The sequence below is a fragment of the Paraburkholderia terrae genome (assembly GCF_002902925.1).
Classification (GTDB): Bacteria; Pseudomonadota; Gammaproteobacteria; order Burkholderiales; family Burkholderiaceae; genus Paraburkholderia; species Paraburkholderia terrae.
The window spans coordinates 1415962-1429557 of sequence record NZ_CP026111.1; the positions used below are offsets into that span (position 1 = coordinate 1415962).

The 13596-nt window shown below is 63.3% G+C and carries 13 protein-coding genes; all 13 read left to right on the forward strand.

Annotated features, from left to right (window positions below):
- The first annotated feature begins 220 nt into the window (after positions 1-220).
- The 13 genes from pyrH to rnhB all read left to right on the forward strand — a co-directional run bounded on the left by pyrH (position 221) and on the right by rnhB (position 13552).
- Entirely contained in the window at positions 221-934 is a 714-nt protein-coding gene (gene pyrH / locus C2L65_RS06335; RefSeq protein ID WP_007585409.1) for a UMP kinase, read from the forward strand.
- A 94-nt stretch (positions 935-1028) separates the two neighbouring features.
- On the forward strand, positions 1029-1589 hold the full coding sequence (gene frr / locus C2L65_RS06340) for a ribosome recycling factor (RefSeq protein ID WP_007585407.1): 561 nt from the start codon (positions 1029-1031) through the stop codon (positions 1587-1589).
- Between the two features lie 73 nt (positions 1590-1662).
- The gene (gene uppS / locus C2L65_RS06345) at positions 1663-2445 is read left to right on the forward strand and encodes a polyprenyl diphosphate synthase (protein ID WP_007585405.1); all 783 of its coding nucleotides are present in this window, start codon (positions 1663-1665) and stop codon (positions 2443-2445) included.
- Positions 2439-3260 carry a phosphatidate cytidylyltransferase gene (locus tag C2L65_RS06350; protein ID WP_007585403.1) on the forward strand — a complete coding sequence of 274 codons (822 nt, stop codon included), beginning with the start codon at positions 2439-2441 and terminating at the stop codon, positions 3258-3260. Before uppS ends, C2L65_RS06350 begins: the two co-directional genes overlap by 7 nt.
- Before the next feature lie 21 nt (positions 3261-3281).
- Entirely contained in the window at positions 3282-4487 is a 1206-nt protein-coding gene (locus tag C2L65_RS06355) for a 1-deoxy-D-xylulose-5-phosphate reductoisomerase (RefSeq protein WP_042307236.1), read from the forward strand.
- A 7-nt stretch (positions 4488-4494) separates the two neighbouring features.
- Positions 4495-5883: an RIP metalloprotease RseP gene (gene rseP / locus C2L65_RS06360; protein WP_042307237.1), complete on the forward strand. Its 1389-nt coding sequence runs from the start codon at positions 4495-4497 to the stop codon at positions 5881-5883.
- 65 nt (positions 5884-5948) lie between these two features.
- Positions 5949-8261, forward strand: coding sequence for an outer membrane protein assembly factor BamA (gene bamA, locus C2L65_RS06365; RefSeq protein WP_042307238.1), 2313 nt, complete (start codon positions 5949-5951; stop codon positions 8259-8261).
- Positions 8262-8347: 86 nt separating this feature from the next.
- The gene (locus C2L65_RS06370; protein WP_007585396.1) at positions 8348-8839 is read left to right on the forward strand and encodes an OmpH/Skp family outer membrane protein; all 492 of its coding nucleotides are present in this window, start codon (positions 8348-8350) and stop codon (positions 8837-8839) included.
- Between the two features lie 125 nt (positions 8840-8964).
- The gene (gene lpxD, locus C2L65_RS06375) at positions 8965-10041 is read left to right on the forward strand and encodes a UDP-3-O-(3-hydroxymyristoyl)glucosamine N-acyltransferase (RefSeq protein WP_042307239.1); all 1077 of its coding nucleotides are present in this window, start codon (positions 8965-8967) and stop codon (positions 10039-10041) included.
- Positions 10042-10210: 169 nt separating this feature from the next.
- On the forward strand, positions 10211-10672 hold the full coding sequence (gene fabZ, locus C2L65_RS06380; RefSeq protein ID WP_007585391.1) for a 3-hydroxyacyl-ACP dehydratase FabZ: 462 nt from the start codon (positions 10211-10213) through the stop codon (positions 10670-10672).
- Between the two features lie 172 nt (positions 10673-10844).
- Complete coding sequence (lpxA, locus tag C2L65_RS06385) at positions 10845-11633, forward strand: acyl-ACP--UDP-N-acetylglucosamine O-acyltransferase (protein ID WP_042307240.1); 789 nt, start codon at positions 10845-10847, stop codon at positions 11631-11633.
- A 3-nt stretch (positions 11634-11636) separates the two neighbouring features.
- Entirely contained in the window at positions 11637-12806 is a 1170-nt protein-coding gene (gene lpxB, locus C2L65_RS06390; protein ID WP_042307241.1) for a lipid-A-disaccharide synthase, read from the forward strand.
- A complete protein-coding gene (gene rnhB / locus C2L65_RS06395; RefSeq protein ID WP_042307242.1) occupies positions 12803-13552 on the forward strand; it encodes a ribonuclease HII in 750 nt (249 codons plus the stop codon). The genes lpxB and rnhB overlap by 4 nt, the downstream gene beginning before the upstream one ends.
- Positions 13553-13596 lie beyond the last annotated feature (44 nt).

Sequence of the window (13596 nt, forward strand, 5' to 3'; positions counted from 1 at the left end):
ACCGTTTCCACCCGCGGCGGAGCTGGACTTCGCCGCGGTCGGCAGCGCCACCGGGCTGCGCGCGCGAAAGCCGTGCCGCAGCCACCTGTCGGCAGGCCCCGATCAGTCGTCGAGGCAGGTCAATTTGGCGGCGCTTGCCCGAACCCCTATTTCACCCCTACAGTTAGTTTCTTGTTGTTTGGCGGCTTTTTGCCCTGCTCAGCGCGACCCGGATATCTCTATGCCCACTGCCTATAAACGCGTCCTCCTCAAACTCTCTGGCGAAGCCCTGATGGGCGATGATGCATTCGGCATCAATCGCGCGACGATCGAAAGAATGGTGGCGGACATGGCCGAGGTGGTACGGCTCGGCACGCAACTGGCGGTGGTGATCGGTGGCGGCAATATCTTTCGTGGCGTGGCGGGCGGCGCTGCGGGCATGGACCGTGCAACGGCTGACTACATGGGCATGCTGGCCACGATGATGAACGCGCTGGCGCTGCAGGACGCAATGCGTCATGCCGGCATCGAGGCGCGCGTGCAGTCGGCGCTGCGCATGGACCAGGTGGTCGAGCCTTACATCCGTCCGCGCGCGATCCGGCAGCTGGAAGAAGGCAAGGTCGTGATCTTCGCGGCCGGCACGGGCAACCCGTTCTTCACGACAGATACCGCTGCTGCGCTGCGCGGCTCGGAAGTAGGCGCCGAAGTGGTGCTGAAGGCGACCAAGGTGGACGGCGTCTACTCGGCTGACCCGAAGAAAGACCCGTCGGCCACGCGTTATACGACGATCAGTTTCGACGAGGCGATCGGCCGCAATCTGCAGGTGATGGACGCGACGGCGTTCGCGCTGTGCCGCGACCAGAAGTTGCCGATCCGCGTGTTTTCGATCGTCAAGCCGGGCGCGCTCAAGCGCATCGTGCAGGGCGAAGACGAAGGCACCCTCGTCCACGTGTAAACTCTCTTTCACGTCTGTGGGCTTGAACGCGGGCTCAGGCTGCGCCTCGCGCGCTTATGGGCCCGCATCGTTTTGATGGTTCGGAGGTTTAATCATGTCTTTGGCTGACACCAGGAAAAGCGCTGAGCAAAAGATGCAGCGCTCGATCGACGCGTTCAAGAACGATCTGTCGAAGATCCGCACGGGCCGTGCTCACACGGGCCTGCTCGATCACATTCAGGTCGACTACTACGGCTCGCCCGTGCCGATCTCGCAGGTCGCGAACCTGACGCTGATCGACGCGCGCACGATCGGCGTGCAACCGTGGGAAAAGAAGATGATCACGGTCGTCGAAAAGGCGATCCGTGAATCGGATCTGGGTCTGAACCCGGCGTCGCAAGGCGACGTGATCCGCGTACCGATGCCCGCGCTGACGGAAGAGCGCCGCCGCGAACTGACGAAGGTCGTCAAGAGCGAAGGCGAAACGGCCAAGGTGGCCGTGCGTAATCTCCGCCGCGACGCGAACGAGGCGTTGAAGAAGCTCGTGAAGGACAAGGAAATTTCGGAAGACGACGAGCGTCGCGGTAGCGACGACATCCAGAAGCTGACGGACAAGTTCGTGGCCGAAATCGACAAGCTGGTACAGACCAAGGAAGGCGAGATCATGACGGTTTGACGGTCTGGCGCACACCAGACCTCAAGACTTTCACTGATCACAGTTTCTTTCTTTGCAGCTTTACCCGACGGCCATGACCTATACAAGCTCAACCGTTCGCGTCCCTGACGTCTCAGCCGTACCGCGTCATATCGCGATCATCATGGACGGCAATGGCCGTTGGGCGACGCAACGCCGCCTGCCGCGCGTGGCGGGCCATACGCGCGGCGTCGACGCCGTGCGCGCAGCCGTCGAGGCGTGCGCGCGCCAGGGCGTCGAATATCTGACGCTGTTCGCATTCAGTTCGGAAAACTGGCGCCGTCCGACGGACGAAGTGTCGTTCCTGATGCGCCTGTTCGTGACCGCGCTCGAGCGCGAGATCGGCAAGCTGCACGCGAACGGCATCCGCCTGCGCGTAGTCGGCGATCTGTCGATGTTCGACAAGAAGATCCAGGATCTGATCGCACGCGCCGAAACCAAGACGGCGCGCAACACGCGCCTCACGCTGACCATCGCCGCGAACTATGGCGGCCGCTGGGACATCATGCAGGCCACGCGCAAGCTGGTCGAGCAGTCGGTGGCGGCGGGGCGTCCCGTCGAGGTCAACGAAGATGCCTTCGCCGAGCATCTTGCGATGGCCTACGCGCCCGAGCCGGACCTGTTCATCCGCACGGGCGGCGAGCAGCGCATCAGCAACTTCCTGCTGTGGCAGCTCGCGTACACCGAGTTCTATTTCACCGACACCTACTGGCCGGATTTCGACGCCGACGCGCTCGGCCGCGCCATTGGTTCATACACGGGGCGCGAGCGCCGCTTCGGACGCACGAGCGCGCAGCTCGAGCCGCAATCGCAAAACGTCGATTCGCTTCCATGCTAAAAACCCGTGTCATCACGGCGATCGTCCTGCTGGCTATTCTTTTGCCTGTCACGCTTTGGGCGCCGATCGGCGGCTTTGGCGCGCTGATCGCGTTCGTCGTCGTGTTCGCCGCGTGGGAATGGGCGCGGCTTCTGAAGCTGCCGGGCGCCGGTCCCGTGATCTACGCGATCGTCGCCGCGCTGGCGCTGGTCGCCAGCACGAAGCTCGGCACGGGCGTCACGGCGCCGCGCCCGCTCTTCGAGGCGTCGTCAATCTTCTGGATATTCGCCGGCCCGTTCGTGCTGCTGCGCAAGCCGACGCTCGCGCAAGGCGCATGGCGGCCGTTCCTGCTGCTGGCGGGCGTGGTCGTGTTCGCCGCCTGCTGGCATGCGCTCGTGGCGGCGCGGATGGCGGGCGTGCCGTTCGTGCTTTCCCTGCTGCTGGTGGTCTGGTTGGCCGATATCGGCGCATACTTCGCGGGTAAGGCGTTTGGAAAGCACAAACTCGCGCCGTCGATCAGCCCCGGCAAGACCTGGGAAGGCGCGATCGGCGGGTGGTTGGCCGTGATGATCGTCGCGGCCCTGGCTGTCATCACGCATGCCTTCGCGCCGACCCTGTTTTCCGCGCTGCTCGACCATCTGGGCACCGCTCGTGCGTTTGCCACGCTGACCTTGCTGGTCGTGTTCAGCGTGGTGGGCGATCTGTTCGAATCGATGCTCAAGCGCCAGGCGGGCGTGAAGGATTCGAGCAATCTGCTGCCGGGTCACGGCGGCGTGCTCGACCGCATCGATGCTTTGTTGCCGGTGCTGCCGCTTGCGATGCTCGTGTTGTCGTAGCCATCGGCTAGAGAAAGAGATATGCAAAAACGAATTAGTTTGCTCGGATCTACGGGCTCGATCGGAGACAGCACGCTCGACGTCGTCGCGCGTCATCCTGAGCGCTTCTCGGTGTACGCGCTGACGGCGCACCGCAACGGTGACAAGCTCGTCGAGCAATGCCTGCGCTTCAAGCCCGAAGTGGCCGTGGTCGGCGATGCCGATACGGCTGCGAGTGTGGCCGCGAAACTGCGCGCAGCGGGTTGCAAGACCGAGGTGACTTACGGTCCGCAGGCATTGGTCGACGTGTCGAAGAGCGACGGCTGCGACACCGTCGTCGCGGCGATCGTCGGCGCGGCGGGCCTCGAGCCGAGCCTCGCGGCGGCGCGCGCGGGCAAACGCATCCTGCTCGCCAACAAGGAAGCGCTCGTGATGTCGGGCGCGATCTTCATGGACGCGGTGCGCGACAACGGCGCGATCCTGCTGCCCGTCGACAGTGAGCACAACGCGATCTTCCAGTGCCTGCCGCGCGAGTCGGCGCTGCATGGCGGCGTGTCGAAGATCATCCTGACGGCGTCGGGCGGCCCGTTCCGCACGCGCGAACCGTCCAGTCTCGTCGACATCACGCCGGAAGAAGCTTGCAAGCATCCGAACTGGGTGATGGGCCGTAAGATTTCCGTCGATTCCGCGACGATGATGAACAAGGGCCTCGAAGTGATCGAGGCACATTGGCTCTTCAATCTGCCCGGCGACCGCATCGACGTGCTGATTCATCCGCAGAGCGTGATCCACTCACTGGTGTCGTACGTGGACGGTTCGGTGCTCGCGCAACTGGGCAACCCGGACATGCGCACGCCCATCGCGCACGCGCTGGCATTCCCCGATCGGGTCGATTCCGGCGTCGCGCAACTCGATCTCGCGCAGATCGCGCAGCTGTCGTTCGAAAAGCCTGATTACACGCGCTTCCCGTGCCTCGCGCTGGCGATGAAGGCGCTGGCTGAAGGCGGCGTCGCGAGCGCCGCGCTGAACGCGGCAAACGAGATTGCCGTCGAAGCATTCTTGACGCGCCGCATTGGCTTCATGGCGATCGCCCAGGTCGTCGATGCCGTGCTGAACGCATTGCCCAACCGCGAGGCGTCGAGCCTCGCTGACGTGGTCGACGCCGACGCCGCTGCGCGCCGCGCCGCCCACGCTTTCATCGACGGTCTGCCGGCGGGCGCTCGCCTTACGGAACGCGCCGTCCAGTGAGGCGTTTATGAACCTGCTGATCGAACTGGTCGCCTTCGCAGTCGCGATTGGCGTACTGGTGGTCGTCCATGAGTATGGCCACTACAGCATCGCTCGCCTGTGCGGCGTCAAGGTGTTGCGTTTTTCGATTGGCTTCGGCAAGCCGCTCGCGCGCTGGGTCAGCAAGAAGACGGGAACCGAGTGGACCATCGCGGCGCTGCCGCTCGGCGGCTACGTCAAGATGCTCGACGAGCGCGAAGAGGGCGCGCCCATTGCGCCCGAAGATCTGCCGCGCGCGTTCAACCGTCAATCGGTAGGAAAGCGCATCGCGATCGTGGCGGCGGGCCCGATCGCCAACTTCATTCTTGCCATCGTGCTGTTCGCAGCCGTGTTCGCGACGGGCGTCACCGAGCCCGCGGCGATCGTCGCGGCGCCCGCTGTCGAGACGGCCGCCGCGCGCGCGGGCTTCGACGGCGGCGAGACGGTGGTTGCCGTGCGCGATGCGAATGCGGGCGAATCGGAACCCGTGCGCTCGTGGTCCGATCTGCGCTGGAAGCTGCTTGGCGCCGCGTTCGATCACAAGCGCGTCGTGCTGACCGCGAAGGATACGCACGGCACATTCGACTTCCCGCTCGACTTGCAAAATCTTTCCGACAAGGAAGTCGATGACGACTTCATGTCACGCCTCGGTTTCGAACCGGGTGGCGGGACGCTGTCGGTGGCGGGTGTGCAGCCGGGCAGCGCGGCCTTGCAGGCGGGACTGCTGGCGGGCGACCGGATTCGCGCTGTCGACGGTCATCCCGCCGACAACGCGACCACCTTCATCAACTACATCAAGTCGCACGCGGGCAAGCCGATCGTGCTGCAAATCGAGCGCGGCGCGAAGAATCAGCAAGCGGGTGCATTACAGAATCTAACCATCGTGCCGGGCGCGCAGCGCGACGAAACGACGGGGCAACCCATCGGCCGTATCGGCGCAGAACTCGCAACGCAGGTGCCGTCCATCGACGTCCGCTATGGTCCTGTCGACAGCGTGCGCCTCGGCGCGCATCGCACGTGGGACCTTGCTGTGTACTCGGTTCGGATGTTTGGCCGGATGATCGTCGGCGAAGCGTCGTTGAAGAATCTGTCTGGTCCCGTGACCATCGCGGACTATGCGGGCAAGAGCGCGAGACTCGGTCCGTCAGCATTCCTTTCGTTCCTCGCGCTTGTCAGCATAAGCCTCGGCGTGCTCAACCTTTTACCAATACCGGTATTGGACGGGGGGCATCTGTTATATTATCTGGTTGAAGCTGTTACCGGCAAAGCTGTATCCGATCGCTGGCAGCTCGTTCTTCAAAGAGCGGGACTGGCTTGTATCGTCGCCTTGTCGGCGATCGCGCTGTTCAACGATCTTGCTCGTTTAATCCATTTTTAAAGTGTCTGGCGGCGTACGATGGCGCCCGCCTGACCTGATGCAGCTATACACACTGGGGAAGCACGTTGTTTAAACCTCATCGCTTTGTTCCAAAGACGGTTGTAGCCGCGGCAATCGCCGCGCATGGGCTGGTAGCTCACGCGACGACACCTTTTGTGGTGAAAGACATTCGGATCGAAGGGCTGCAACGGGTAGAACCCGGCACGGTGTTCTCCTATCTTCCCATCAAGCAAGGCGATACGTTTACCGACGAAAAGGCTTCCGAAGCCATTCGCGCGCTGTATGCAACGGGTTTCTTCAACGACGTGAAGATCGCCACGGAAGGTGACGTCGTGGTGGTCCAGGTGCTCGAGCGTCCCGCCATCGGCACGATCGACTTCTCCGGCCTGCACGAGTTCGAGAAGGACAACCTGATCAAGGCGCTGCGCGCCGTCGGCCTTTCCCAGGGCCGCTATTACGACAAGGCGCTCGTCGATAAGGCCGAACAGGAATTGAAGCGCCAGTATCTGACGCGCGGTTTCTACGCAGCTGAAGTCACGACTACGATCACGCCGATCGATCGCAACCGTGTTGCGGTCCTGTTCGCCGTGATCGAAGGTCCGAGCGCGAAGATCCGCCAGATCAACTTCATCGGCAACAAGTCGTTCAGCACGGGCACGCTGCGCGACGAGATGCAGCTGTCCACGCCGAACTGGTTCTCGTGGTACACGAAGAACGACCTGTATTCGAAAGAAAAGCTCACGGGCGACCTCGAGAACGTTCGCTCGTACTACCTGAATCGCGGCTATCTCGAGTTCAACATCGAGTCGACGCAGGTGTCGATCACGCCCGACAAGAAGGACATGTATCTGACGGTGACGCTGCACGAAGGCGAGCCGTACACGATCAACAGCATCAAGCTCGCGGGCAATCTGCTCGACCGCGAAGCCGAGCTGAACAAACTGATCAAGATCAAACCGGGCGACAAGTTCTCGGCCGAAAAACTGCAGGCTACGACGAAGGCCATCGTCGACAAGCTCGGCGAATACGGCTACGCATTCGCGACCGTCAACGCGCTGCCGCAGATCGATCAGGAACATCACAAGGTCGACCTGACGCTGCAGGTCGATCCGAGCCGCCGCGTGTACGTGCGCCGTATCAACGTGGTGGGCAACACGCGTACGCGCGACGAAGTCGTGCGCCGTGAAATGCGCCAGCTCGAAAGCTCGTGGTTCGATTCGAACCGCCTCGCGCTGTCGAAGGACCGTATCAACCGTCTCGGCTACTTCACGGACGTCGACGTGACGACGATTCCCGTCGAAGGCACGCCGGACCAGGTGGACGTCGACGTGAAAGTCGCCGAAAAGCCGACGGGCGCGATCACGCTGGGCGCGGGCTTTTCTTCGACAGACAAGGTGGTGCTGTCGGCGGGCGTGTCGCAGGACAACGTGTTCGGTTCGGGCACGAGCCTCTCGGTGAACGTGAACACCGCGAAGACATACCGTACGTTGACGGTGACGCAGGTCGACCCGTATTTCACGGTCGACGGCATCAAGCGCATCACCGACGTCTACTACCGCACGTACGAGCCGCTGTACTACTCGACGGATTCGAGCTTCCGTATCGTCACGATGGGTGGCGACCTGAAGTTCGGCATTCCGTTCTCGGAAGTGGACACGGTGTACTTCGGCGCGGGCTTCGAGCAAAACACGCTCGACGTCGACGCGAACACGCCGCAGGCCTACAAGAACTATGTGCAGGACTTCGGCCGCGTGTCGAACAACGTGCCGCTGACGGTCGGCTGGTCGCGCGATGCACGTGACAGCGCGCTGGTGCCGAGCCGCGGCTACTTCACGCAGGCCAACGCCGAATACGGCACGCCGATTGGCGGCACCGAGTACTACAAAGCCGACTTGCAGGCGCAGTACTATTACTCGTTCTCGCGCGGCTTCGTGCTCGGCTTCAACGTGCAGGGCGGTTACGGTAACGGCATCGGCAACGCGTACCCGATCTTCAAGAACTACTACGCGGGCGGTATCGGTTCGGTGCGTGGCTATGAACCGAGCTCGCTGGGTCCGCGCGACAAGGTCACGAACGACCCGATCGGCGGCAACAAGATGTTCGTCACCAACGTCGAACTCACGTTCCCGCTGCCGGGCACGGGCTATGACCGCACGCTGCGTGTGTTCACCTTCCTCGACGCCGGTAACGTCTGGGGCGATTCGCGTCAGGGCGGCGACACGACGGTCGGTTCGAACGGCTTGCGTTACGGTTACGGTGTCGGTCTTGCGTGGATTTCGCCGATCGGGCCGCTCAAGCTGTCGCTGGGCTTCCCGGTCCAGAAACATACGGGCGACCAGTATCAGAAGTTCCAGTTCCAGATCGGTACGGCATTCTGATCGCGCGCGCCGGAACTGGAACCCCTTACAGCATCGAGAGGATGACTTTGCTAACTGGTATGTTTTCGAAACGTGTGGCGTGTGCAATGGCGCTTGCCATGACGCTCGGCGTGGGCGCGGCGAACGCCGCGCTGGCGCAGGAAGCGCGAATCGCCGCGGTGAATTCGGATCGCATCCTGCGTGAGTCGGCGGCGGCGAAAGCGGCGCAGACCAAGCTCGAAGCGGAGTTCGCGAAGCGCGACAAGGACCTGCAGGACATGGCGCAGCGTCTGAAGTCGCTGTCCGACTCGCTCGACAAGAACGGCGCGTCGCTGGCGCCGGCCGATCGCGCGCAGAAGCAGCGCGACCTGTCGCAGCTTGACACGGATTTTCAGCGCAAGCAGCGCGAATTCCGTGAAGACCTGAACCAGCGCCGCAATGAAGAACTGGCGGCTGTGCTCGACCGCGCGAACAAGGTCATCAAGCAGATCGCCGAGCAGCAACACTACGATCTGATCGTGCAGGAAGCCGTCTACGTCAGCCCGCGTATCGACATCACCGACCAGGTGTTGAAAGCGCTGGCCGCATCGGGCAATTGAAATCGGGCAACTGAAGCCGGGCCGGACGGCGCCCACGCCAGCCGTCCGGCGCACACCTTCCGGCGCGCGCGAGATCCGTGAAAAGCGCGCAAGTTAGGCAAATGAACAGCAGGAGCAGTACACGCATGGCATTCACGCTCGAGGAGATCGTCCAGCAGTTCGGCGGAGAGATCGTCGGCGATCGCGCGCACCGCGTCGGCAATCTGGCGCCGCTCGATCAGGCTGGCCCCGATCAACTGGCGTTTCTCGCCAACCCGAAGTATCTGGCGCAAGTCGAGACGACGCGCGCGGGCGCGGTGCTGATCAACGCGGCGGATCTGGAGAAGGTCACGTCGCGCGACGGTCGTAATTTCATCGTCACGCCGAATCCCTACGCTTACTTCGCGCGCCTCGCGCAGGCCTTCATCGACATGGCCTCGCCGAAGGCGAAGCCCGGCGTGCATTCGTCTGCAACCATCGACCCGTCCGCGCAGATCGCCGCGAGCGCCGTGATCGGCCCGAACGTGACGGTTGAAGCGGGTGTGTCGATCGGCGAAAACGTGCGTCTGGACGCGAACGTGTTCGTCGGGCGCGGTACGCAGATCGCGGCGGGCTCGCATCTGTATCCGAACGTCGCCGTGTATCACGGCTGCAAGATCGGCGAGCGCGCAATCATTCACGCGGGCGCCGTAATCGGCTCGGACGGCTTCGGATTCGCGCCGGACTTCGTCGGTGAAGGCGATGCGCGCACGGGCAGCTGGGTCAAGATTCCGCAGGTTGGCGGCGTGTCGATCGGACCGGACGTCGAAATCGGTGCAAATACCACGATCGATCGCGGCGCGATGGCCGATACTGTCATCGAAGAATGCGTGAAGATCGACAACCTCGTGCAGATCGCCCACAACTGCAAGATCGGCGCCTACACGGTAATCGCCGGCTGTGCGGGCATCGCGGGCAGCACGACGATCGGCCGTCACTGCATGATCGGCGGCGCGGTCGGCATTGCCGGCCACGTCACGCTGGCCGACTACGTGATCGTCACCGCACAGTCGGGTGTATCGAAGTCGCTTCTGAAGCCCGGCATGTACACGAGCGCTTTCCCGGCCGTCGACCATGCCGACTGGAACAAGAGTGCCGCGTTGGTGCGCAACCTCGACAAGTTGCGCGATCGCATCAAGGCGCTCGAAGCCGCAGTCGCCAGCGCCTCCGGAGACAAGGCGTAAGCATCTCGGGCACCATAGGCACGACCGGAAGGAAACGCCGGCGCGCGCGGCCCCCGGATCGCGCACAGCCGGAACAGGAACGGGCGGCAGGGCGCGTCGTCATCATCCAGCCCCTTGCACCCAGCATTCGCAGTCATCATCGCGCAACCCTTGCGTGAGCAGAAACACCATGAGCACCGAAAAAATCAATCTCGACATTCACAAGATTCTCACGCTGCTGCCGCACCGCTATCCGATCCTGCTGGTCGATCGGGTGCTCGAACTCGAGCCGCACAAGAGCATCAAAGCGCTGAAGAATGTGTCGATCAACGAACCGTACTTCATGGGTCACTTCCCGAAGCGCCCGGTTATGCCTGGCGTGCTGATTCTGGAAGCGCTCGCGCAGACGGCAGCGCTCCTGACCTTCGCGGAAGAGCCGCACGATCCGAACAACACGCTGTACCTGTTCGTCGGCATCGACAATGCGCGCTTCAAGCGGGTCGTCGAGCCGGGCGACCAGTTGATCCTGAACGTCACGTTCGAGCGCCATATGCGCGGCATCTGGAAGTTCAAGGCGCGCGCGGAAGTGGACGGCCAGGTGGCTGCCGAAGCCGACCTGATGTGCGCGGTGCGCCAGACGGACAGCGAGTAATGCCAGCGGCCGGGCAGCCGTGAACGGTGTGTCCGGTAATGCGCCAGGCAGAACCATCGAAACCTTGAGCGGTCACAAAACGGGTTGCATCGTGACCGCTTCAACGCGTCGGATGACGCCGCAGCGTCATCGGCGCCATGTAACTGATACGCGGAAATACTAGCGAGGGCGCATGAGCAGGATTCATCCTACTGCGATCATCGAGTCGGGCGCACAGCTCGACGAATCGGTCGAAATCGGACCGTACGCCGTTGTCGGCGCGCACGTCACGATCGGCGCACGCACGACGGTCGGTTCGCACAGCGTGATCGAAGGCCACACGACGATCGGCGAAGACAACCGGATCGGTCATTACGCATCGGTCGGCGGGCGTCCGCAGGACATGAAGTACCGGGACGAGCCGACGCAGCTCGTGATCGGCAACCGCAACACGATCCGCGAGTTCACCACGATCCACACGGGCACCGTGCAGGACAAGGGCGTCACGACGCTCGGCGACGACAACTGGATCATGGCCTATGTGCATATCGGCCACGACTGCCAGATCGGCAGCAACGTGATCCTGTCGAGCAACGCACAGATGGCGGGCCACGTGATCATCGGCGATCACGCGATCGTCGGCGGCATGTCGGGCGTGCATCAGTTCGTGCGGATCGGCGCACATTCCATGCTCGGTGGCGCGTCGGCGCTTGTGCAGGACATTCCGCCGTTCGTCATCGCGGCGGGCAACAAGGCGGAGCCGCACGGCATCAACGTCGAAGGGCTGCGTCGTCGCGGCTTTTCGCCGGATGCGATTTCGGCGCTGCGCTCGGCCTACCGTCTGCTGTACAAGAACGGCCTGTCGCTCGAAGAGGCGAAAGTGCAGTTGCGCGAGCTCGCAACGGCGGGCGGCGACGGCGACGAGCCGGTGCGCGCGCTCGTCGAGTTCGTCGAGCAGTCGCAGCGCGGCATCATCCGCTAACCGATGCCGTTGCCTACCAGTCCGCTACGGCTCGCAATGGTGGCCGGCGAGCCGTCGGGCGATCTGCTGGCGGCTTCGTTGCTGGACGGGCTCGCTGCCCGTCTGCCTGACAACACGCAGTACTTCGGTATTGGCGGCCCGCGCATGATCGCGAAGGGCTTCGACGCGCATTTTCCGATGGAAAAGCTGTCGGTGCGCGGTTACGTCGAAGCACTGAAGCACATTCCCGAAATTCTCGGCATTCGCAACGAGTTGAAGCGCCAGTTGCTGGCCGAGCCGCCGTCCGCCTTTATCGGCGTCGATGCGCCCGACTTCAACTTCGGCCTCGAGCATCCGCTGCGCGACGCGGGCATTCCGACCATTCACTTCGTCTGTCCGTCCATCTGGGCGTGGCGTGGCGGCCGCATCAAGAAGATCGTCAAGGCCGTCGATCACATGCTGTGCGTGTTCCCGTTCGAAAAGGCGCTGCTCGAGAAATCGGGCGTGAAGGCGACCTATGTCGGGCACCCGCTCGCTGACGAGATTCCGCTTGAACCGGACACGGCAGGCGCGCGCCGCGTGCTCGGCCTGCCCGAAAGCGGCCCGGTGATCGCGGTGCTGCCGGGCAGCCGGCGTTCGGAAATCTCGCTGATCGGCCCGACGTTCTTCGACGCAATGGAACTGATGTTGCAGCGCGAGCCGGGCGTGCGTTTCGTGATGCCGGCTGCAACGCCTGCGCTGCGCGAACTGCTCAAGCCGCTCGTCGAAGCGCATCCGAAGCTGCCGCTGACGCTGACGGACGGCAACGCGCAGATCGCGATGACGGCCGCCGACGCGATTCTCGTGAAAAGCGGCACGGTCACGCTGGAAGCGGCGCTGCTGAAAAAGCCGATGGTGATCTCGTACAAGGTGCCTTGGCTGACGGGACAGATCATGCGCCGGCAGGGTTATCTGCCGTACGTCGGCTTGCCGAATATTCTGGCAGGGCGTTTCGTCGTGCCGGAAATCCTGCAGCACTTCGCGACACCTGAAGCGCTGGCGGACGCCACGCTGACCCAGTTGCGCGACGACGCAAACCGGCGCACGCTGACGGAAATTTTCACCGAGATGCATCACGTGCTCAAGCAGAACACCGCGCAGCGGGCTGCGGAAGCGGTCGTCGCCGTCATTGAAGCGCGCCGGGGGCGTCCGTGACCCGCGCGACCGCCGTGGCTGCGTCGCGCCGCAAGGCATCGGCGAAGAAAGCGGACCAGGGCGGCCTCGATTTTTCGTCGCCGGAAGACATCATTTGTGGTGTCGACGAAGCAGGGCGCGGTCCGCTGGCCGGGCCAGTGGTGGCTGCCGCTGTGATTTTTGATCCGTCGAAGCCGCGCATTCGCGGCCTCGACGATTCAAAGGCGCTGACGGCAAAAAAGCGCGACGAACTCTACGAGAAGATCATCGAGCGTTCGCTCGCGTATTGCGTCGCGTCGGCTTCCGTCGAGGAAATCGACGCGCTGAACATCCTGCACGCAACCATGCTCGCGATGAAGCGCGCGGTCGAAGGCCTGAAGGTCACGCCGACGCTGGCAAAGATCGACGGCAACCGTTGTCCGACGCTGAGCATTCGCAGCGAGGCGATCATCAGCGGCGACGCGCTCGTGCCGTGCATTTCAGCCGCGTCGATTCTTGCGAAAGTCACGCGCGACCGGATGCTGCTCGAACTGCATCAGATGTTTCCGGTATATGGCTTCGATGCGCACGCCGGCTATGGCACGCCGCAGCATCTGACGGCGTTGCGCGAGCATGGTCCGTGCGAGCATCACCGGCGCTCGTTCGCGCCCGTGCGGGAGGCGCATCTGCGGCTCGGCACGGGTATTGGTTTGCCGAAAGGCGTGATAGTCGTGCCGCCCGCAGCCGCCGACGATGCATTCCTCGCCGACGACAGCGCGCCGTTCTGACGCCACGCAAAATACGATCAAGCGCCTGCGGGCGCTTTTCTTTT